The sequence below is a fragment of the Kitasatospora sp. NPDC091276 genome, assembly GCF_040684355.1.
Classification (GTDB): Bacteria; Actinomycetota; Actinomycetes; order Streptomycetales; family Streptomycetaceae; genus Kitasatospora.
Window position 1 is genome coordinate 37,346 of record NZ_JBFBFU010000016.1, and the last position, 21,129, is coordinate 58,474.

Genomic DNA, 21,129 nt, shown 5'->3' on the forward strand with positions numbered 1-21,129 from the left:
CGGACTTCCCGGGCCACCGCGACGCCGCAGGTGGTGCCTGGGCCCGGGGCCGGACCGGACCTGGCGCTCCCGGGCCCGGACGCGGGAGGGCCCGCCGTACCGGGTCGGGTACGGCGGGCCCCGCCGCCGGCGCGCAGGCCCCACCCTCAAGGAGCGGCGCGCCGGTGGGGGATTGGCGGTGGGGGGTTACGGCATCTTGTGGACGAACGGGCCGACCGCGTTGGAGAACGCGTTGCCGTTGTTGGCGTCCCAGTTGGTGGACCAGGTCATCGCGCCGCGGATGGTCGGCCACTTGGCCGGCGGGACGAAGCTGCCGCAGTTGTTGCCGGTGGCCAGGCAGTCCAGCGCGTTGTTCACCACGGTCGGTGAGACGTAGCCGCCGCCGGCCGCCTTGGCGGAGGCGGGGACGCCGATGCCGACCTGGTCGGGCCGCAGGCCGCCCTGGATGTGGGTGCAGACCTGCGAGGTGATGAAGTCGATGGTGCCCTGGTTGTAGACCTTGCCGTCGCAGCCGTTCATGCCGCCCGAGTTGTAGAACTGGGTGTTGACGACGGTGAGGATGTCCTTGGTGTTCAGCGCGAGCTGGAAGTAGGCGCCGGCGGTGCTGTACATCCCGATCGTCTCGGGCGCCATGGTCAGGATGAAGCCGGGGCCGACCTTGGCCTGGAGGGTGTGCAGCGCGTTGCCGAGCGGGCCGGCCTGGACGCCGTTCTCCAGGTCGACGTCGATGCCGTCGAAGCCGTAGTCCTTGATGATCGCGTAGGCGCTGTTGGCGAAGTTGTTGCCGGCGGTGGCGTCGCCGACGGTGATCGCGCCGTTCTGGCCGCCGATGGAGAGGACGACCTTCTTGCCGGCCGCCTGCTTGGCCTTGATGTCGGCGCGGAACTGCGCGTCGCTGTAGCCGCCGAGGGCCTTGGACAGGCCGGGGTCGAGGGTGAAGCTGATCGCGCCGGTCTGGGTGGGCACGGCGTCGGCGAAGGACACCGCGATGATGTCGTAGGCGCTCTGCACGTCGCCGAGGCGCTGCGGGGTCGAGCCGTTGTCGAAGTTCTGCCAGTAGCCGGTGACCGCGTGCGCGGGCAGGCCGGTGACCGGCGGGGTGGTGGCGGTCGCGGTGGCCGTGGGGGTCGGCGTCGCGGTCGGGGTCGCGGTCGCGGTGGCGGTCGGGGTCGCGGTGGCCGTCGGCGTGCCGGTCGCGGTGGGGGAGGAGGTCGCGGTGGCCGTGGCGGTCGGCGACGGGGTGGCGGTGGCGGTCGGGCTCGGGGTGGAGGGGCCGCCGGGGCCGATCAGGCTCACGTCGTCGGCGAGGTAGGCGCTCTGGCCGTACCAGCCGTGCAGGTAGACGGTGACGCTGGTGGCGTTCGCGCCGGTGGTGAAGGTGGAGGACAGCTGGTTCCAGCTGTTCTGGTTCGACCAGGTGGACGGGTCGGTGCCGCCGGTGCCGCGCGCACCGAGGTAGACGTACGGGCCCTGGACCCAGGCGCTCAGCGTGTAGCTGGTGTTGGGCAGCACGCTGATGGTCTGGGTGCACTCGGCGGTGTCGCCGGCGCCCGGGGTGGCCTGCAGCGCGCCGGTGCCGGAGTGGGCCGGGGAGGAGACGGTGGTCGCCGCGCCGGCGCAGTTCCAGCCGCCCAGCCCGCTGTCGAAGCCGCCGTTGGTGACCAGGTTGCCGACGGCCGCGCTGGCGCCGCCGGCGAAGAGGGCCAGGCCGCCGCCGGCCAGGGCGAGGGCGGTGGCGCCGGCCGCGACGGCCGGGAGGGGGCTGCGCCGGCGCTTGTGCGCGGGCTGGTTCAGCGTACGGGCCATGGGGTGACGCTCCTGGGGAGGGAGCGGCCGCCGCGGTGGGGGGCGCGGCGGCCGCGTGTGGGGGAGGGGAGGTCCGTCGTGGTGCGTGGGGTCGTCGTACGTGGGGGTGGGCGACCGCGGCGGTGCATGGTGGTGCACGGTGGTGCGTGGGGGTGGGGCGGGGCCGTGGGGTTCGTTCCGCCTTGGATCAAAAGCTGGACTAGACCATTGCCGGTCGTCAAGCATTGGACAGTCGGCTTACGGATTCTTTAAGGATTCGGAGACCGTTCCGTGTCCGCCGTCGGAGCCGTCGGGCAAGGCCCGCGACACGCCCGCCGGGACGGACTCCGTACAGGACCGTGACCAGACCGCTACCTGCGGCTTTACCGTGCGCCTGCCCGCCGGAGTAGGCTGCGCCGGGGCGTTGACGCACCAGCTGAACGAGCACGGAGGGGCCGGGAATCATGGGTCTGCGCGATGTCGCCGAACGGACGCCGGGTCTGCGTACCCTGCTGGGCGGGATGTACGGGCTCTACGGCCGCCGGGTCGAGGTCCACCTCGCCCGCACCCCGCACCACATCGGCGTGATCCTGGACGGCAACCGCCGCTGGGCGAAGGCCGCCGGGGGCACCACCGTGTACGGCCACCAGCGCGGCGCCGACAAGATCAGCGAGTTCCTCGGCTGGTGCGACGAGACCCACGTCAAGGTCGTCACCCTCTGGATGCTCTCCACCGACAACCTCGACCGCCCCGCCGACGAGCTGGTCCCGCTGCTGGGCATCATCGAGGACGCCGTCACCGGGCTGGCCGCCGCCCGCCGCTGGAAGGTCCACCCGGTCGGCGCACTGGACCTGCTCCCGCAGCACACCGCCGACGTGCTCAAGCGGGCCGCCGAGGAGACCGCCGACATCGACGGCATCACGGTCAACGTCGCGGTCGGCTACGGGGGCCGGCACGAGATCGCCGACGCCGTCCGCTCGCTGCTCCAGGAGCACGCCGGGCGCGGCACCTCGATCGAGGAACTGGCCGAGATCCTCGACGTCGAGCACATCGCCGAGCACCTCTACACCCGCAACCAGCCCGACCCGGACCTGATCATCCGCACCTCGGGCGAGCAGCGCCTGTCCGGTTTCCTGCTCTGGCAGAGCGCGCACAGCGAGTTCTACTTCTGCGAGGCGTACTGGCCGGCCTTCCGCAAGGTCGACTTCCTGCGGGCGCTGCGGGCGTTCGAGCAGCGCAACCGGCGACTGGGCCTCTGAACGGGTGAAGTGACCGCCGTAGGGCTGGCCTACCCGGAGCCCTCGTGAGGCCAAACGTTCACCGGCAATGATCCGTCAGTTCGCCGGGGGCGCGAATGCACCGCCCCTCGCCTGGGAATACTCCAGGCAGTCCGGTCCCGAGGCCACCGGGGCAGCGGGGGCCGGCTTGCCGCGGATGACGCAGGGTCATCCGCTCTGGAGGCCTAGTGGTCAGTTCCAAGAGCCGCCGGACGCCAGACCGGCGCACGTACGTTCTCGACACCAGCGTGCTCCTGGCGGACCCGCTCGCCATGACCCGCTTCGAGGAGCACGAGGTCGTCCTGCCGGTGGTGGTCGTCACCGAGCTGGAGGCCAAGCGGCACCACCCGGAGCTGGGCTACTTCGCCCGCCAGGCGCTGCGACTGCTCGACGACTACCGCATCCGCCACGGCCGGCTCGACGAGCCGATCCCGGTCGGCGAGCTCGGCGGCACCATCAGGGTCGAGCTCAACCACTCCGACCTGTCGATACTGCCGGCCGGCTACCGGGTCGGCGGCGGCGAGGCGGACTCGCGGATCCTCGCGGTCGCCCGGAACCTCCAGGCCGAGGGGTACGACGTCACGGTCGTCTCCAAGGACCTGCCGCTGCGGATCAAGGCCAGCTCGGTGGGCCTGCTCGCCGAGGAGTACCGGGCCGAGCTCGCCATCACCTCCGGCTGGACGGGGATGTCCGAGCTGCACGTCCCGGCGGAGCAGGTGGACGCGCTGTTCGCGGCCGGCCACGACGCCGCGGTGGACGTCGAGGGGGCGGACGAGCTGCCCGTGCACACCGGGCTGGTGCTCACCTCGGAGCGCGGTCGGGCGCTCGGCCGGGTGACCGGCGACGGCCGGGTCCGGCTGGTGCGCGGCGAGCGCGAGGCGTTCGGACTGCGCGGGCGCAGCGCCGAGCAGCGGGTGGCGCTGGACCTGCTGCTCGATCCGGACGTCGGCATCGTCTCGATGGGCGGCCGGGCGGGCACCGGCAAGTCCGCGCTGGCGCTGTGCGCGGGGCTGGAGGCGGTGCTGGAGCGGGGGCAGCACCGCAAGGTGATGGTCTTCCGGCCGCTGTACGCGGTCGGCGGGCAGGAGCTCGGCTACCTGCCGGGCTCCGAGACGGAGAAGATGAGCCCCTGGGCGCAGGCCGTCTTCGACACCCTCTCCGCCGTCACCACCCCGGACGTGATCGAGGAGGTGATCTCCCGGGGGATGCTGGAGGTGCTGCCGCTGACCCACATCCGGGGCCGCTCGCTGCACGACGCCTTCGTGATCGTGGACGAGGCCCAGTCGCTGGAGCGGAACGTCCTGCTGACGGTGCTGTCCCGGATCGGCCAGGGTTCGCGGGTGGTGCTCACCCACGACGTGGCGCAGCGCGACAACCTCCGGGTGGGCCGGTACGACGGCGTGGTGGCGGTGGTGGAGAAGCTGAAGGGGCATCCGCTCTTCGCGCACATCACGCTCACCCGCTCGGAGCGTTCGCCGATCGCGGCGCTGGTCACGGAGATGCTGGAGGACATCCACCCGTGATTCGTCCCTGACCAGGACATAGTCGGACAATACGGTCAACTCTTGGTGCGGGGCCCGCTCCTGACGGGGCGGGCCCTCACCCCTTTCATCACATCGAGTGCTTTCCGCCCGGGGAACTCCCGTGCGGTGAATGTGACGTGCGCCACGCGAACGGGAATTGCGTCGACAGCGTCCGGTGCGGCATGGTGAGGGTTCTGTCAGGCCCCGCGTACGGCGTGGCAGGGCTTCCGGACTCCACGAGTCCGGGCCCGGATGGTCCACCAACTCCGGTCGGTGGACGCACAATTGAAGACCGATGAGCCGTACGCCGCCCGATTCCAACGCCCGGTCGCCTCACCTCGGCCGGACGCCGGGCCAGCACCTCCCGTGACCAGAGCACCTGCGGAGGTCAGTGCCAAGGGGCATGTTGCGCCCGCACGGTCACGCGTGGGCGATGCTGGAAGGAATCCATGTGACTCGGATCTCGGTCCGGGGAGTCGCTGTGGCCTCCGCCACCGCCGTCACCGCTGTCGGTGCCGTCGTGGGTGTGGCCTCGGGCAGCGAGGGCAAGACGACGCAGACGGTCGACGTCGCGGGCGCGACCCTGCTTGCCGAAGTCCCCTCTGGCGCCCAGGCGCAGACCATCAGTGACAACATCGGCCAGCAGGCATCCGCCCAGCAGGCCTCCGCCGACGCCGCGGCCAAGGCCGCCGCCGAGCAGAAGGCCGCCGAGGAGGCCGCGCGCCAGAAGGCCGCCGCGGACGCCCAGGCGAAGGCCGATGCCCAGGCCAAGGCCGACGCGGACAAGGCTGCCAAGGCCGCCGAGGACAAGCGCAAGGCCGACGAGGCCGCTGCCAACCGCTCCAAGGCGCGTTCGGCGATGGCCGCCACCGACAACAGCGCCCCGCCGGTCTCGGTCAGCCCCGGATCCGTCCAGGACATCGCCCGGCAGGTCGTCGGTGACGACGCCCAGTTCCAGTGCTTCAGTCAGATCGTGAAGCGCGAGAGCGGCTGGGACTACACCGCGACCAACCGGAGCTCCGGCGCGTACGGCCTGGTCCAGGCGCTGCCCGGCACCAAGATGGCCTCGGCCGGTGCCGACTGGCGCACCAACCCGGCCACCCAGATCAAGTGGGGTCTGGGCTACATGAACAGCCGCTACGGCAGCCCCTGTGGCGCCTGGTCGTTCTGGCAGTCCCACAACTGGTACTAGGAGCCGCCACCGCCCGGCGGTGGACTCTCCCGTACGGCCCCCGGTCGCTCGTCCCGCCCGACGAGCGACCGGGGGCCGTCGCGTTCCCGCCCGCCGGGAGCCGGGTCGGGCCGCGCCGCCCGGGCTGCGCTGACCAGTGCGCCTGCGGGCGGTGCGGACCCGGTGCGGACGCGGGGCGCGGGAAGGGGTCCTGGTCGCTTCCCGCACCGGCCGGTCCGCCGACAGTTGGTCCGTGGTCCGAGGCCTCGCTCTCCCCGGGGGCCTCGTTTCGACTCCTCCCCAGCGATCTCGGTCCGAAACCATCTGAAACCTGACGTTTTGCCCCGGTTTGATGGCGAGGTTGTTCGAGCCGAACCCGGCGGGGGCCGGACTCGCCGGGCCGCCGCCGGGTAGCGTCATCCCTGACGGCCGTGGCGGGACCCACGGCGTACCGCCGGGCACGGCGGCTCAGCAGGGGAGCGGTGGTAGCGAGGATGGCGCGGGGCGGAAAGGCCTTCAAGGCCGTGGCCAAGGGCATGGCCGTGGTGGCGAGCGCGGCCGCCGTGATCGAACGGCGCCGACGTGCCGCGATGGCGGCCGACCCGCACGAGCTCGCCGTCCCCGCGCTGGCCGAGGCGCCCGATCCGGTGCCGGCCCCGCGGGTCGAACCCGCCGCGGTGCCGGCCGCCGCCCCGGCGGCCCCCGCGCCGGCCGCACCGCCCGGCCTGGCGCGGGAGTACCACCCCGGCCGGCCCGCCACCCCGGCCGAGGCCGTGCCCTGGGGGCTGCGGGTGGCCGCCGAGTCGACCTGGCGGTTGCTGCTGCTCGGCGGCGCGCTCTACGTCGTCTTCTACATCGTCGACATGCTGCGGCTGGTCGCCTTCGCGGTGCTGGCCTCGCTGCTGATCTCCGCGCTGCTGGAGCCGACGGTCTCCTGGCTGCGCCGGCACGGGGTGCCGCGCTCGCTGGCGGCGGGCGGGGTGTTCCTGAGCGGTCTGGCCGGAATCGGGCTGGTCGGCTGGTTCGTGGTCTGGCAGGTGTCCACCAACCTGTCGACGGTCACCAGCAAGGTGAAGGACGGCGTGGACCAGCTGCGGGACTGGCTGAGCACCGGGCCGCTGCACCTGACCCAGCAGCAGATCAACGACTACGCCGACCAGATCGGCAAGGCGATCACCACCAACACCGACCAGATCACCTCGGCCAGCCTGACCGGCGCGCAGATCGCCGTCGAGGTGCTGACCGCCGTGGCGCTGGCCTTCTTCACCACCTTCTTCTTCCTCTACGACGGCGCGCGGATCTGGAACTGGGCGTTGCGCGGACTGCCCCGGCACTCCCGCTTCGCCATGGCCGGAGCCGGCCCGAAGGCCTGGGCGACGCTCACCGCGTACGTGCGCGGCACCGTCTGCGTGGCCTTCATCGACGCGGTCTGCATCGGCATCGGCATCGACCTGCTGGGCGTGCCGATGGCGATGCCGCTGGCCGTGATCATCTTCCTGGGCGCCTTCGTCCCGCTGGTCGGCGCACTCGTCACCGGCACGGTCGCGATGCTGATCGCCCTGGTCACCGAGGGGCCGTGGACGGCGCTGATGGTGCTGATCGTGCTGGTCGCGGTGATGCAGATCGAGAGCCACATCCTGCAGCCGCTGATCCTCGGCCGGGCCGTCCGGGTGCACCCGCTGGGCGTCGTCCTCGGCGTCGCGGCCGGCGGCATCATCGGCGGCATCGGCGGTGCGGTGGTGGCCGTCCCGCTGATCGCCGTCACCAACACCGTGATCACCCACCTGCGCCGCCGCAACGAGGCCGGACAGGCCGTCTTCACCGCCATGGAGGCCGCCCGCGAGGCCGCGGGCCGGACCTCCGCCGCCCCGGCCGGGGACGGCTGAGGCCGCAGCGCAACGCCGACGGGCCCTCCCGGACGTGGTGTCCGGGAGGGCCCGTCGGCGTTGGTGCGGGGTCCGTCAGGCGCCGGCGGCGGCGAGGGCGGCCTCGGAGTCGAGGACGCCCGCCACGGCCTGGAGGACGGCGGCGATCTTCATCGAGGCCTGGACGACCTCGCGCTCGACGCCGGCCTTGCGCAGCACGGCCTCGTGCGAGTCGAGGCACTGGCCGCAGCCGTTGATGGCCGAGACGGCGAAGCACCAGAGCTCGAAGTCGACCTTCTCGACGCCCGGGGTGCCGATGATGTTCATCCGCAGACCGGCCCGCATCGTGCTGTACTCCTTGTCGGAGAGCAGGTGCAGCGTCCGGTAGTAGACGTTGTTCATCCCCATGATCGCGGCCGCGCCCTTGGCGGCGGTGTACGCCTCCGGGGAGAGGTTGGCCTTGGCCTCGGGCTCCAGCTCACGCAGCACGGCGGCGCTGCGGGTGGCCATCGCGCAGGACAGCACGGTGCCCCAGAGCTGCTGGGCGGGGAGGTCGGAGTTGCCGATGACCGAGCCCAGGTTGAGCTTGAGGTCCTTGGCGTAGTCCGGGAGGGCGGCCTTCAGGTCGTCGAGGGCCATGGGTCAGCCCGCCAGCAGGGCCTGGGCGTCGAGGGTGTCCTCGCCCTTGGTCCAGTTGCACGGGCACAGCTCGTCGGTCTGCAGGGCGTCCAGCACCCGCAGGACCTCCTTGGGGTTACGGCCGACGGAGCCGGCGGTCACCATGACGAACTGGATCTCGTTGTTCGGGTCGACGATGAACACCGCGCGCTGGGCGGTGCCGTCGGCGCCCTCGACGCCGCAGGCGCGCATCAGGTCGTGCTTGACGTCGGCCAGCATCGGGAAGGGCAGGTCGCGCAGGTCCTTGTGGTCCTTGCGCCAGGCGTGGTGCACGAACTCGGAGTCGCCGGAGACGCCGAGGATCTGGGCGTCGCGGTCCGCGAACTCGTCGTTCAGCTTGCCGAACGCGGCGATCTCGGTCGGGCAGACGAAGGTGAAGTCCATCGGCCAGAAGAAGACGATCTTCCACTTGCCCTCGTAGGACTTGTGGTTGATCTCGGCGAAGGCGTTCGCGGCGTCCAGGTCGACGCAGGCGTTGAGTTCGAACTCGGGGAACTTGTCACCGATCGTGAGCACGTTCGCTTCTCCTGAAGTGAGACTGAGGGGAGTTTTGTCCGGATTCCGGACACGCCCTACGTTTCCACATCGTGGACTGATCAGGGAAATAGCTACACTTGATGTGTCTGATCGGAGATGGCTATCAGTACCGAACCGCCCACGTCGCGGCCCCGCCCCCGCAGGGTCGCCGCCGCCAAACCCGAGGCCGCTGTGGCGAGCGCCACAGTCCGCAGCCCCCGGGCGCCGACCGTCGCCCAGCTCAAGGCCTTCCTCGCGGTCGCCGAGCACCGGCACTTCCGGGAGGCCGCCGCCGCCACCGGGACCAGCCAGCCGGCCCTGTCCGGGGCGGTCGCGGCACTGGAGGAGTCGCTGGGCGCGCAGCTGGTCGAGCGTACGACGCGCAGGGTGATTATCACCCCCCTGGGTGAGCGCGTGCGTGAGCACGCACGCCGGGTGCTCGCCTCGCTGCAAGCCCTCACCGAGGAGGTCGAGGCCGCCCGCCGCCCGTTCACCGGGCCGCTGCACCTCGGCGTCATCCCGACCGTCGCGCCCTACCTGCTGCCCACCGTGCTGCGGCTGGTCCGAGACCGCTTCCCGGAGCTGGAGCTGCACGTCCACGAGGAGCGCACCCCCGCGCTGCTGGAGGGGCTGGCCGCCGGGCGGCTGGACGTCCTGCTGCTCGCGCTCCCGGCCGGCGGTACCTCGCCGACCCGCGACATCCCCCTGTTCGACGAGGACTTCGTCCTGGTCACCCCGCCCGAGCACCCGCTCGCCGGGCGCATCGACGTCCCGCGCGACGTGCTGCTCGACCTGGACGTGCTGCTGCTGGAGGAGGGCCACTGCCTGCGCGACCAGGCCCTCGACATCTGCCGTGAGGTCGGTGCCGATCCCGGGGGCTCCACCACCCGCGCGGCCGGCCTGTCCACCCTGGTCCAACTGGTCGCCGGCGGCCTCGGGGTGACGCTGCTGCCCGCCACCGCGCTGGACGTCGAGGCCGGCCGCACCGACCGGCTGGCCGCCGTCCGCTTCGCCGCCCCGGCCCCCGGCCGCCGGATCGGGCTGGCCACCCGCCCGGGCTCGGCCCGCAGCACCGAGTACGAGCGCTTCGCGGCCGCGCTGCGCGAGGTGCTGGCCGAACTCCCGGTCCGGATCGCCTCCTAGCGGCCTGCGGTCCTACGGCCTCACGGCCTCACGGCTTCGCCGGGGCGCCGAGGCAGAGCCCGACCGTGGTGGCCACCAGCAGGTCCAGGGCCCGCAGGGTGCCGTGGTCGGGCTGCTCGCCGGGCGCGCGCAGGGCCAGGTAGCGGTCGGTGAGACCGTCGAAGCCGGTGAGGAAGTGGACGGCGATCTCCTCGGCGGGCATGGCCAGTTCGAGGCCGTGCGCCTCGGCGAGGGTCGTGAGCATCTCCGCCGCGGTGCGTTCGATCCCGTGCTGGAGCGCCCGCATGATCTCCTGTAGGTCCGGGTCGCGCATCGCCAGCGCCGCGAACTCGCCCAGCAGCGCGCAGCGCCCGTCCGTGCCGGTCGAGCTCTCCCAGAGCGCGTGGACCAGCGTGGCGACCTGTTCGCCGAAGGAGCCGTCGCCCGGGTAGGCGGCGCGGACGTGGCCGATGAACTCGGCGGTCAGCTGCTCGACGACGGCCCGGTAGAGGTCCTTCTTGGTGCCGAAGGTGTAGTGCACCGTCGCCTGCGCCACGCCCAGCTCGGCCGCGATCGCCCGGGTGCTGCCGGCGGCGACCCCCTCCCGGGTCATCAGGTCGAGGGCGGCCTGGACCAGTTGCGGTCGGCGTTCGGAGGCGGGGACATGAGCCATCCAGCCAGGGTATCGCCATGGTCGGATAACTGCGTCGAATGATTCCGTCACTTGATTCTGTCGACCAACTTTGTCGCCTGACAATATTGCGCGTACGGTGGACCGCGACCTGTTCAGGCACCTGCCTGCCCGACGACCTGACCGAGGGGTCACCCATGGCCACGCACCTCTACCGACTGGGCCGCTACTGCTTCCGGAGACGGCGGGCGGTGCTGGCGGTCTGGATCGCGGTGCTGATCGCGATCGGTGGGGCCGCGGGTGCCTTCGCCGGCAAGACCAGCGACGAGTTCAAGGTGCCGGGCACCGAGGCGCAGACCACCCTGGACCGGATCAAGGACACCTTCCCGGAGCAGGGCCACGGCTCCGCCCAGGTCGTCTTCGCGGCCCCCGCGCCCGGCGGCGCCACCACGCCCGAGGCGGGCAGGGCGGTCAGCGAGGCGGTCGCCCGGATCACCGCCGTCCCCGGCGTGGCCGCCGTGCCCGACCCGTACGCCACCCACGCCGTCTCACCGGACGGCCGGGTCGCGATCGCCCTGGTCTCCTTCGACCACAAGCTCGCCGACGTCACCGACCAGCAGCGCGAGGCCGTCAAGGCCGCCGCCGAACCGGCCCGCGCGGCCGGGCTGGACGTCGCCTTCGGCGGTGACGCGTACAACCGGATGGCGCAGGTCGACGGCGGCGAGGCGATCGGTCTGGCCGTCGCCGGGGTGGTCCTGGTGATCACCCTCGGCTCGTTGGTCGCCGCCGGGCTGCCGCTGCTGACCGCGCTGGTCGGGGTCGGTGTGGCGATGGCCGCGATCATGGCGCTGTCCGGCTCGTTCGAGATCATCACCACCGCGCCGGTGCTGGCCCTGATGGTCGGTCTCGCCGTCGGCATCGACTACGCGCTGTTCATCCTCTCCCGGCACCGCCGCCACCTGGACGAGGGCCTGGAGCCGGACGAGGCCGCCGCCCGCGCCACCGCCACCGCCGGCAGCGCCGTCGTCTTCGCCGGCCTCACCGTGGTCGTGGCGCTCGCCGGGCTCGCCGTCGCCGGCGTCCCCTTCCTGACCGTGATGGGCCTGGCCGCCTCCGGCGCCGTCGTGGTGGCCGTCCTGGTCGCGATCACGCTGCTGCCCGCGCTGCTCGGCTTCGCCGGCCGCGCCATCGACCGGCTGCCGGTCTGGAAGCGGGCGCTGCGCACCGGCAGCCGCACCACCCTGGGCGAGCGCTGGGGCCGCTTCGTGGTCCGCCGCCCGCTGGCCGTGCTGCTCGTCGGACTGGCCGGACTGGGCCTGCTCGCGGTGCCCGCCGCGAGCCTCCGGCTCGGCCTGCCGGGCGGCGGCTCGCAGGCCGCCGGCACCGATGCGCGCAAGGCCTACGACCTGGTCGGCGAGAGCTTCGGGCCGGGCTTCAACGCGCCACTGGTGGTCGTCGTGGACGCCGGGGGCGTGCCGCAGCCGGAGCAGGCGGTGCAGGGGGTGGCGGCCGGGCTGCAGACCCTGCCGGGCGTGCGGACACTGCTGCCCCCGGCCGTCGACCAGGCCGGGCGCACCGCCCTGCTCACCGTCATCCCGCGGACCGGACCGGACGACGCCGGCACCAGGACACTGGTCAACGAGATCCGAGACCAGCGCGCGCCGCTCAAGACCTCGACCGGCGCGGACATCGCCGTCACCGGCACCACCGCCGCCAACATCGACGTCTCCACCAAGCTCGGCCAGGCACTGCCGCCGTTCCTCGCGGTGATCGTCGGCATCGCGGTGGTACTGCTGGCGCTGGCGTTCCGCTCGGTGCTCGTCCCGCTCAAGGCGGTGGCCGGCTTCCTGCTCAGCATCACCGCCTCGCTCGGTGCGGTGGTCGCGGTCTACCAGTGGGGCTGGCTGGACGGCCTGATCGACGTGCCGAAGGTCGGGCCGGTGGTGAGCTTCGTGCCGATCCTGCTGATCGGCGTGCTGTTCGGGCTGGCGATGGACTACGAGCTGTTCCTGGTCTCCGGGATGAAGGAGCAGTACGTCCACGGGAAGGCGCCGCGGGACGCCGTGGTGGCCGGGGTGCGCGGCGGCGCCCGGGTGGTCACGGCGGCGGCGCTGATCATGGTGTCGGTGTTCGGCTCGTTCGTCTTCGGCCACGACCCGATCGTGCAGCCGATCGGCTTCGCCCTCGCGGTGGGCGTGCTGGTGGACGCCTTCGTGGTGCGGATGGCGCTGGTGCCGGCCGCGATGGCGCTGTTCGGCAAGGCCGCCTGGTGGTTCCCGAAGAGGCTGGAGAAGGTCGTGCCGCGGGTCGACATGGAGGGCGAGCAGCTGATCGCGCGGCTGGAGCAGCAGCCGGCGAAGGAGCCGGCCGGGGTCTGAACCGCTCCCGGGCGCTCGGCGGGCCGGTCCCGTCGGGCGCCCGCGTGCCGCGGCAGCCGTTGCTCGACGGGCGGCTGCGGGTGGTTGCGGGCGGTTACGGTAGCCGTTGCTCGACGGGCGGTTGGGGCAGTCGCTGCTCGAACCAGACCACCTTGCCGGTGCCCAGCCGGGTGGCGCCCCAGCGGTCCGCGCACCGGGCCACTATCTGCAGGCCGCGACCGCGTTCGTCCTCCGGCCCGGTACGGCGCGGCCGCGGCAGCAGCGGGCTGTCGTCGCCGACCTCGCAGCGCAGCCGAGTGGTGCGCACCAGGCTCAGGGTGACCGGGCGGGTCGCGTGCTGGACGGCGTTGGTCACCAGCTCGCTGATCATCAGCTCGGTCGCCTCGCTGAGCTCGCCGAGCCCCCAGCGGCGCAGCGTGTGGGCGGCCAGCCGGCGGGCCCGGCCGGGCGTCTCGTTGCGCGGCTGGAGGTACCAGTGCGCGACGTCCCCGGCCGGGATGCCGTCGAAGCACGCGCCCAGCAGGGCGATGTCGTCGCCGCGGTCGCCGGGCGGCAGGATCCGCAGCGCCTCCTGGCACAGCTGCTCGGGGGACTGCCAGCGGGCGGCGGCGATCCGGGCGCGGAGGACCTCCAGGCCGTCGCTGATCGGGCGGCTGCGGGTCTCCACCAGGCCGTCGGTGAACAGCAGCAGGGCCGAGCCGGGCGGGGCGGGAAGTTCGACCGAGTTGAAGTCCACCCCGCCGACCCCGATCGGGGCCCCGGAGTCCAGCTCCACCAACTCGGCGGTGCCGTCCGGCCGGACCAGGACGGGCGGGACGTGCCCGGCGTTGGCCAGCACCACCCGGTTGGCGATCGGGTCGTACACCGCGTACACGCAGGTCGCCAGGTGCTGTTCGCGGCCGAGCCGTTGGGCCTGCTCGTCCAGGTGGTAGAGCACCTCGTGCGGCGGCAGGTCGAGGGCGGCCAAGGTCTGGGCGCTGGTGCGCAGCTGGCCCATGATGGCGGCCGAGGTGAGCGAGTGGCCCATCACGTCGCCGACGATCAGGGCGACCCGGTTGCCGGGCAGCGGCACGGCGTCGTACCAGTCGCCGCCGACCTGCGCGCCGCGCTCGCCCGGCAGGTAGCGCTGGGCGAGGCGGACGCCGTGCGGCTGCGGCAGGCGCAACGGCAGCATGCTGCGCTGGAGTTCGTTGGCTATCTCCCACTCGCGGGCGTACCGCAGGGCGGTGTCCACCGCCAGCCCCGCCTGGGTGGCGAGGTGCGCGGCGGTCGCGGTGTCGGCGGCGTCGAAGGCGGGCCGGCCGGTGCGTTCAGGAGGGCGGCGGATCAGCACCAGCAGGCCGAGCACGGCCTTGCGGCCGCGCAGCGGCAGGGCCAGCACCGACGTGCCCGCGGCCAGGCGGGCCAGCCCGCGGGTGCCGTACAGCTCGCGCAGCAGCGCCTCGGTGCGTTCGGCGCCGGGCGTGCCGAGCACCGCGGACTCGGCGGGACGGCGGCTCAGCAGGGCGTGCGCGAGCGCCCCGCCGCGGGTCACCGGGGTGGCGGGGCCGGTGTCGGCGGTGGAGCGGGAGCCGTACCGGGAGCGGTGCCGGTCGTCCGCGCCGCTCGGCCGGCCGCGTCGCCCGATCCGGGTGCCGGTGCTGTGGTGGATCCGCAGCTCGTCCGGGAAGCCGGGCTCGCGCTCGACGTTGGGCAGCGGATCGCGCAGGTGGACCACGGCGGCGTCGGCCAGCGTGGGGACGAGCACCCGGCCGATGTTGCGCAGCGTCGCGGACAGGTCGAGCGCGCTGTTGATCCGCCGGGTGGCCAGGTCGAGGTAGCCGAGCCGGCCCGCCACGTCCTCGCGCTCCGGGCGCGCGGTCGGTTGGTGCGCCGGTGCCGGTGCCGGTGCCAGGGGCAGGCCGCGCTGGCCCGGGACGGCAGGCGGCTGTCCGGCCTCGGTCTTGAGCTGGTCGCGCACGGCTGCCTGTCCTGGATTCGGTGTGGTCTCTGTGGTGGTCTGCGGTGTCCTGCTGGCGGGCCCTGCTGCCGTGCGGTGGGTCAGCCGACGCGTCGACAGCACAGGAACAGCTGTTCCTCCGGCGGCAGCGTGGTGCTGGCCGGCGCGTACGGATGCCCCGAGCACTCCTCGACGGCGAAGCCCGCCGTGACTAGAACCCGCTCCAGATCCTCCCTCAGATACCCACTGATCCGCAGCTCTCTGCCAAGGAACGGAAGCGGAACGTGATCCAGATCCGCCTCGACCATACCGAGCGCCAGCAGTCCGCCCGGCCGGAGGAGTTCGCGCAGCCGCGCGAGCACGGTCGGGATCTCGTCCTGCGGCAGCAGGATCAGCGAGAAGAACGCGGTGACGGCGGCGAACCCGTCCTTGCCCAGCGGCCCCAGCCCGGGGGCGTTCCAGACCTGCCCGGCGCGCTCGGTGGCCAGATCGAACAGGTCGATCCGATGGAACTCCGGCGGGTGTTCGCCCGGGAACCGGGCCTGCCGGGCCAGCGAGAGCATCACGTCCGAGAGGTCTATCCCGGTCACCCGCAGCCCGCCCGCGACCAGCTGCCGGACCGTCGGGTCCCCGGTGCCGCAGCCCACGTCCAGCACCCGCGCGCCGGGTTCGAGCTCGGCCAGCAGCTGCCGTCCGCAGGCCAGCTGCCCGTCCTTGGCCGGGAACGCCTCGCCGTACCCGGCGCCGATGGTGTCGAAGGCGACGGCTTGCAGGGCACGCGCCGCCCGGCGCCGCCGCACGTCGGGCCCGTCGTCTCCCGCGTCCTCGTCGACGGGGAACGAGTCGGATATCTGTCCGGTCGTCACGATTGAGAGGCACCCTTCCACCCGTGGCCTCCGGCCGGCTGCACGCGGCCGCACGGGAGCGGGATGCCGTCCGCCCCGGCGCCCGTCCTGCCTCGCCGGCCCACACGTTGCCGGCAGACACTCGTGTGTGTACTGGCATCTGAGAATATGCGTGATCTCTGCGCCATGGGGTCCCTTTCCAGCCAACTCGTCATGCTTGGGCCGGTGTGGACGGGGTTGCGGAAGCACGACGGTGCGGGCGGGGGTGGTGCGCGCGGGCTCCGCGCGCCGCATGGCGCGCCGTGGTGGAACGGCTGACCTGCGGTTTCGCCGGGGCGAGGGCCGGCCGTCGGGCGTTTATCGAACGTCAATCGCCGGGGTGCAGAGTGGAGTCCAGCGCCGGGGAAGCGTTGAGGGCGCTCCCGCAGCCGGGGGGCTGCGGGGGCGCCGACGCGCACAACGGGGGTAGGGGCTCTGCCGGGGGGGGCGGAGACCTACGGCGCTGGGGAAGATGGGGGAGGCTCGGTGTGCTGTTGGGAGATGAGGTCCGCCACGGGGGAGGCCTCCGGCACACCGAGCCGCGTGAAGATCGCGTGCGCCTCGCGCAGGCAGGCGAGTCCGCGGGCCGGCTGGGCCAGGGCGAGCAGCGACTCGCCCAGCGCGGCGTTGGCCAGGCCCTGGCAGTAGGCGGAGTCCAGCTCCTGGGCGATCGCCAGTGACTCACCGGCCGCCGACGCGGCGTCGGCGTGCTGCTCGGCGACGAGCAGCGCGGAGGCGAGGCGGGCCAGGGTGTAACCCTCCCAAAGGGGGTTCTGCTGGGATTGGTAGAGCCGCTGCGCCTCCCGCAGGTGCGGGACGGCCTCGCCGCCGGGAAGCACCACGCCCAGCTGGTAGAGCGTCTGCGCCAGCAGCGGGCCGTTCTTGGACGTCCGGGCGGCTGTGACACCGTCGCGGGCCGACTTGATCGCCGTCTCGGTCATGCCGAGCCGGTTCTGCACCCGGGCCATGTTGCTGACGATCCGCGCCTCGGCGACCGGCGCACCGACGGCCTGGCTGGTGGCCCGAGCCTGTTCGAGGAGCGGCAGCGCCTCGGCCGGACGGTTGCTCAGGCTCAGGATCACTCCCAGCGTGTTCGCCGTACCCAGGAGCAGGACGGTTGAGTCGTCCGGCGCTTGGTGGCCGAGGCTCCGGCGAAGGGATTGCTCGGCGCCCTGGAAGTCGCTGGTGCGGGACTGCAGGGTGCCCAGTGCGAAGTACGCCAAGGCGAGTTCGGACGGGTCGCGACGCAGCTCCGCGTCGTGGCCGATGACCTCCAGGGCTCGGAGCATGCGCGGGCTCCGGGTCGGGTCCGGGTCGATGCTGAAGAGGTTGTTCAGCAGGTCGACGGCTGCGCGCTGCGGGGCGCCGGGGCTGCCCGCGGAGGCCTCGACGGCGCTGAGCAGCAGGGCGCCCTCGGTCCGGAGCCAGTCCTGTGCGGTGCCGCTTGTCGGCAGATCGAGCCCCGACGAGGTGAGCGGGGTCAGCAGTTCGGGCAGCGGGTCGTCCGGTTCGATGACCTGGGCGGCGTTACGCACGGTCGGGATCAGCAGGTCGAGCAGCCGTAGTACCGCCTGCTCCTGCTCCCCAGTGTCTCCGATCCGCTCGTTCTTCCGCTGGGCGTAGAGCCGGAGCAGGTCGTGGTAGCGGTAACGGCCGGGGGTGAAACACTCCAGCATGTTCGCCTCGACCAGTGCCTCGGCGAGGTCCTCGGCGGTGTACTCGTCCACGCCGAGCAGCGCCGCGGCGGCGGGCAGCGGGATGTCCGGGGAGTCGATCAGGGCGAGCAGCCGAAAGGCGCGGGCCTCGTCCGTGGAGAGCTGCCCGTAGCCGAGCCCGATGGTGGTCTCCACGGCGAGGTTGCCGAGCTGGAGTTCGTCCAGCCGCCGTCGTTGGTCGGCTAACCGTCTGGCCAGGTCGGAGACGCTCCACCGTGGGCGGCTGGCCAGCCGGGCGGCGGCGATGCGGACGGCCAACGGCAGGAAGCCGCAGGAGGTGACCACCTTCATGGCCGCCTCCGGTTCGGCGGCGACCCGCTCCTCGCCGACGATGGCCGAGAAGAGCGCCAGCGCCTCGTCCGGGGTCAGTTCCTCGACGTCGAACAGCTGGGCGCCGGGGATCCCCGCCAGCCGGGACCGGCTCGTGGCGAGCACCGCGCAGCCGGAGACGCCGGGGATGAGGGTCCGGATCTGGTCGGCGTCGCGCGCGTTGTCGAGCAGGATGAGCATCCGCCGGTTGGCGAGCAGCGAGCGGTACAGCGCGGCGCGCTGTTCCAGCGAGTCGGGGTTCTCGGTGACGCCGAGCGCGTGCAGGAAGTCGCCCAGCACGACCACCGGGTCGGCGGGCGAGGCGCCGGCTCCGCGCAGGTCGACGTACAGCTGCCCGTCCGGGAACTCGGTGCGGACGCGATGGGCGACGTGCACCGCGAGGGTGGTCTTTCCGACCCCGCCGATGCCGGCCAGCGAGGTCACCACCACGGCTTGGCCGGTGGCGTCCATCAGGATCGCCGAGAGGTCGTCCACCAGTTCCGAGCGCCCGCTGAAGTCCGATACGTCGGCCGGGAGTTGGGCCGGGGCCGGAGGAGTGGCCGGACCGTCCTCGCGGATGGAGTGGGCGGGTGCGGCGGGGAGGGTGAGTGCCGGGTCGGCCGCGAGGATGCGGTTGTGCATCGCGGACAGGCCCGCGCCCGGTTCGACTCCGAGCTCCTCGATCAGCAGCTTGCGGGTGTCGGTGTAGACGCCGAGCGCCTCGGCCTGGCGTCCGCAGCGGTACAGCGCCAGCATCAGCAGCTCGCGCAGCCGCTCGCGCAGCGGGTGTTCGGCCGTCAGACCGTTGAGCTCGCCGACGATCTCGGCGTGCAGGCCGACATCGAGGGCCGCGGCGCACAGCTCCTCGGCGGCGGCCACCTGGCGCTCGGCGAGCCGCAGCCGCTGGGTTTCGGCGTAGGGGCCGGGGATGCCGGTGAGCGGACGGCCGCTGAACAGGTCCAGCGCCTGCACCAGCAGCCGGTGCGCCTCGTGCTTGTCGCCCGCGGTCCGGGCGGCGGCGGCCTCGGCGGACAGCCGCTCGAAGACTGTCAGGTCGAGGGCCCCGCCCGGGATGCGCAGCGCGTAGCCGTCGGCGACCGAGACCAGCAGTTCGGCGGGTCGGCGCACCTCCCGCCGGGGCTCGATGACGGAGCGCAGGCGGGAGACGTACGTGCGGAGCGCGGCCACCGCCTGGGTCGGGGGCCGCTCGCCCCAGAGTGCGTCGACCAGGTCCTGCGTGGTGACCGGGCGTCCGGAGTGCAGCAGAAGGGTGGTCAGAACGGCTTGCTGCTGGGGCGATCCGAGGGATAGGGGCTTGCCGTCGAGCCAGGCCTGGACCGGACCGAGGACTTGGAAGCGCAGCGCAGGGGTCTGCGGCGTCTCCCGAAATTCCATGAAGTCCCCCGATGGCCTGTGGTGTCGATTTCGTGAAAGGGCGCTCGGCGGTCCGCCGTGGTGCTTCAGCTTAGGCGGACGCCCGACTCTGCCGGACGGCACCACAAGCCGCACGATGTTTATCGGACATTTAATCAACCTTACGATACTGTGCGCGCGCCCGCGCCACGGAGGTCGGGCTGAACACATTTGATGACCGAAAGGCGGCCGCCCCATGGCCAACGACCAGAGCGAGACCCCGGTGCCGGTGACGCCCGAGAGCGCGACGCAGACCGACACCCCGGACGCCGCTGTGGAGGCGGGCAAGGCTGTCGAGGGCGCGGTGGCCGCGTCCTCGAACTCCACCGGCTACATCCCGCCGTCCGACGCGGAGAAGGCGGCGATCGAGAACGGCGAGTTCGGTGACGAGGCTGGCCAACTGCCGGAGCCGGCCGCACCGGGCACCGGCAAGCCGGGCGGGAAGTACGAGCCGGAGAGCATTGTCTGGGGCCACCCGTAAGTCCTTCCGGCCGAGCGTCCCCCGTGCCCCGTCCGGGTACGGGGGTGCTGCTGGTGAGGCGCGCGCCAATTCGTGTGCGGGTCCGCCGGTGGCCGATTCGCGCCCGTGGTGCACGCATGGTGACCGGTGATATCCGTAACGTGCCCGGCGGCGGGCCCGGCGCGTTCCGGAATTCCGGATTCACCCGGAGGGATTGCCGGCCCCGAATATCGTGGTTTGCGTGGGTTTTGCCGCAATTACCGGCCTGATCGCATTCAGGTGAATCGCGGGGTGTCGGGGGCGGGGGCGACGTGTCCCGGTTCGGTGGTCCATTCGCGGCCGCCGCCCTCGGGGCGCAGGTAGTGCTCCCCGCCGATGGTGTCCATGTAGATGCCGGTGCGTCCGGTCCTCCGGTCGAGGACGAGTTCACCCACGTGCGGCCGGTAGGCCGCGGAGTCGCGCTGACGGGTGCTCACCGCACTGCTCCTCGCTGTTCTGGTGCGGGTGCGGCGCCGGGTGGGGGCCGCGCCCTGGTCGCTGTCCGTGTGTGTGGTGCTCGGCGACTACCCAGCATCTCTAGAGAAGCTAATATCTCTAGAGATGTCAATGGTCGTATCGGCTTACCGTCGGCCGTGGGCGCGCCTACGATTTGTCCGAGGGAGAGGGAGCGGCGATGACCGGCAGCAGTGGCGACAAACAGCCCAAGTACCAACGGATCGCCGACACGCTGAAGGCGGCCATCGACGACGGCCGGTACCGCGCGGGTGACCGGCTGCCGGGCGAGAACGACCTCATGGACGAGTACGGCGTGGCCCGGATGACCGCCCGTCAGGCGCTCGGCGTGCTGCAGAGCGAGGGCATCGCCGAGGCGCGCCGGGGAGCGGGGGTCTTCGTCCGGGACTTCCGGCCGCTGCGCCGGCGCGGGATCCAGCGGCTGGCGCAGGGGCAGTGGGGCTCGGGCCGGTCCATATGGTCGGCGGACATCGACAACCGCCTGCTGGTGGTCGACCAGGTGTCCGTCACCGAACGGGGCGCGCCGGAGCACGTCGCCCGGGTGCTGGGAGTGGATCCGGGCGCGTCGATGTGCGTACGGCACCGCCGCTTCGTGCTGGACGGCAAGCCGGTGCTGCTGTCGACCTCCTACCTGCCGGCCGGCCTGGTCGCCGGTACGGCCATCACCCGCGAGGACACCGGCCCGGGCGGCACCTACGCCCGGCTGGCCGAGATCGGCGCGAAGCCCGTCCACTTCCGCGAGGAGGTCCGCTCCCGGATGCCCGGCGCGGACGAGGCCGCCCGCCTGGAGCTGTCGGCGGGCACCCCGGTCATCCTGATCTGCCGCACCGCCTTCGCCGACGACGGCCAGGTCGTCGAGCTCAACGAGATGATCCTCGACGCCGCCTCCTACGTCCTGGAGTACGACTTCGACGCGTGAGCACGCGCAACGCGGCCGCCCCGGTCGCGAC

Annotated in this window: 16 protein-coding genes; 8 read left to right on the top strand and 8 right to left on the bottom strand. The window is 72.6% G+C overall.

What is annotated here, in order from left to right:
* Positions 1 to 186: 186 nt before the first annotated feature.
* Positions 187 to 1,806 (bottom strand): glycosyl hydrolase family 18 protein, encoded by a 1,620-nt coding sequence (locus AB0O19_RS21030; RefSeq protein ID WP_363621349.1) that lies wholly within the window; start codon positions 1,804 to 1,806, stop codon positions 187 to 189.
* 443 nt (positions 1,807 to 2,249) lie between these two features.
* Here AB0O19_RS21030 and AB0O19_RS21035 point away from each other — a divergent pair, with 443 nt between their 5' ends.
* The 4 genes from AB0O19_RS21035 to AB0O19_RS21050 all read left to right on the top strand — a co-directional run bounded on the left by AB0O19_RS21035 (position 2,250) and on the right by AB0O19_RS21050 (position 7,642).
* Positions 2,250 to 3,044: an isoprenyl transferase gene (locus AB0O19_RS21035; RefSeq protein ID WP_208869076.1), complete on the top strand. Its 795-nt coding sequence runs from the start codon at positions 2,250 to 2,252 to the stop codon at positions 3,042 to 3,044.
* A gap of 206 nt (positions 3,045 to 3,250) precedes the next feature.
* Positions 3,251 to 4,585, top strand: coding sequence for a PhoH family protein (locus AB0O19_RS21040; RefSeq protein ID WP_063347994.1), 1,335 nt, complete (start codon positions 3,251 to 3,253; stop codon positions 4,583 to 4,585).
* Positions 4,586 to 5,018: 433 nt separating this feature from the next.
* Positions 5,019 to 5,777, top strand: a complete 759-nt coding sequence (locus tag AB0O19_RS21045) for a transglycosylase SLT domain-containing protein (RefSeq protein WP_350879965.1) — start codon at positions 5,019 to 5,021, stop codon at positions 5,775 to 5,777.
* A 473-nt stretch (positions 5,778 to 6,250) separates the two neighbouring features.
* A complete protein-coding gene (locus tag AB0O19_RS21050; RefSeq protein WP_363585454.1) occupies positions 6,251 to 7,642 on the top strand; it encodes an AI-2E family transporter in 1,392 nt (463 codons plus the stop codon).
* A gap of 75 nt (positions 7,643 to 7,717) precedes the next feature.
* On the opposite strand, the gene AB0O19_RS21055 is transcribed toward AB0O19_RS21050, so the two are convergent.
* Entirely contained in the window at positions 7,718 to 8,260 is a 543-nt protein-coding gene (locus AB0O19_RS21055; protein ID WP_063347992.1) for an alkyl hydroperoxide reductase, read from the bottom strand.
* A gap of 3 nt (positions 8,261 to 8,263) precedes the next feature.
* A complete protein-coding gene (locus AB0O19_RS21060; RefSeq protein WP_063347991.1) occupies positions 8,264 to 8,815 on the bottom strand; it encodes a peroxiredoxin in 552 nt (183 codons plus the stop codon).
* Positions 8,816 to 8,932: 117 nt separating this feature from the next.
* On the opposite strand from AB0O19_RS21060, the gene AB0O19_RS21065 reads away from it, so the two are divergent.
* Positions 8,933 to 9,958, top strand: a complete 1,026-nt coding sequence (locus AB0O19_RS21065; RefSeq protein WP_363585453.1) for a LysR substrate-binding domain-containing protein — start codon at positions 8,933 to 8,935, stop codon at positions 9,956 to 9,958.
* A gap of 28 nt (positions 9,959 to 9,986) precedes the next feature.
* On the opposite strand, the gene AB0O19_RS21070 is transcribed toward AB0O19_RS21065, so the two are convergent.
* Positions 9,987 to 10,610, bottom strand: coding sequence for a TetR family transcriptional regulator (locus AB0O19_RS21070; RefSeq protein WP_363621351.1), 624 nt, complete (start codon positions 10,608 to 10,610; stop codon positions 9,987 to 9,989).
* Positions 10,611 to 10,765: 155 nt separating this feature from the next.
* On the opposite strand from AB0O19_RS21070, the gene AB0O19_RS21075 reads away from it, so the two are divergent.
* Positions 10,766 to 12,946, top strand: a complete 2,181-nt coding sequence (locus AB0O19_RS21075; RefSeq protein WP_363621353.1) for an MMPL family transporter — start codon at positions 10,766 to 10,768, stop codon at positions 12,944 to 12,946.
* A gap of 94 nt (positions 12,947 to 13,040) precedes the next feature.
* Here the strand turns inward: AB0O19_RS21075 and AB0O19_RS21080 are convergent, their stop codons facing one another.
* From AB0O19_RS21080 to AB0O19_RS21090, 3 genes are all read right to left on the bottom strand, one after another.
* Positions 13,041 to 14,906 (bottom strand): ATP-binding SpoIIE family protein phosphatase, encoded by a 1,866-nt coding sequence (locus tag AB0O19_RS21080; RefSeq protein WP_363621355.1) that lies wholly within the window; start codon positions 14,904 to 14,906, stop codon positions 13,041 to 13,043.
* An 80-nt stretch (positions 14,907 to 14,986) separates the two neighbouring features.
* Positions 14,987 to 15,751, bottom strand: a complete 765-nt coding sequence (locus tag AB0O19_RS21085; RefSeq protein WP_363585449.1) for a class I SAM-dependent methyltransferase — start codon at positions 15,749 to 15,751, stop codon at positions 14,987 to 14,989.
* A 473-nt stretch (positions 15,752 to 16,224) separates the two neighbouring features.
* Positions 16,225 to 19,188 carry a BTAD domain-containing putative transcriptional regulator gene (locus AB0O19_RS21090; RefSeq protein ID WP_363621357.1) on the bottom strand — a complete coding sequence of 988 codons (2,964 nt, stop codon included), beginning with the start codon at positions 19,186 to 19,188 and terminating at the stop codon, positions 16,225 to 16,227.
* Positions 19,189 to 19,402: 214 nt separating this feature from the next.
* Here AB0O19_RS21090 and AB0O19_RS21095 point away from each other — a divergent pair, with 214 nt between their 5' ends.
* Positions 19,403 to 19,687: a hypothetical protein gene (locus AB0O19_RS21095; RefSeq protein ID WP_363621359.1), complete on the top strand. Its 285-nt coding sequence runs from the start codon at positions 19,403 to 19,405 to the stop codon at positions 19,685 to 19,687.
* Positions 19,688 to 19,941: 254 nt separating this feature from the next.
* Here AB0O19_RS21095 and AB0O19_RS21100 read toward each other — a convergent pair whose 3' ends face one another.
* A complete protein-coding gene (locus AB0O19_RS21100; RefSeq protein ID WP_363621361.1) occupies positions 19,942 to 20,142 on the bottom strand; it encodes a hypothetical protein in 201 nt (66 codons plus the stop codon).
* A 197-nt stretch (positions 20,143 to 20,339) separates the two neighbouring features.
* Between AB0O19_RS21100 and AB0O19_RS21105 the strand changes: the two genes are divergently transcribed.
* A complete protein-coding gene (locus tag AB0O19_RS21105; RefSeq protein ID WP_363585445.1) occupies positions 20,340 to 21,098 on the top strand; it encodes a GntR family transcriptional regulator in 759 nt (252 codons plus the stop codon).
* The last annotated feature ends 31 nt before the right edge of the window (positions 21,099 to 21,129 follow it).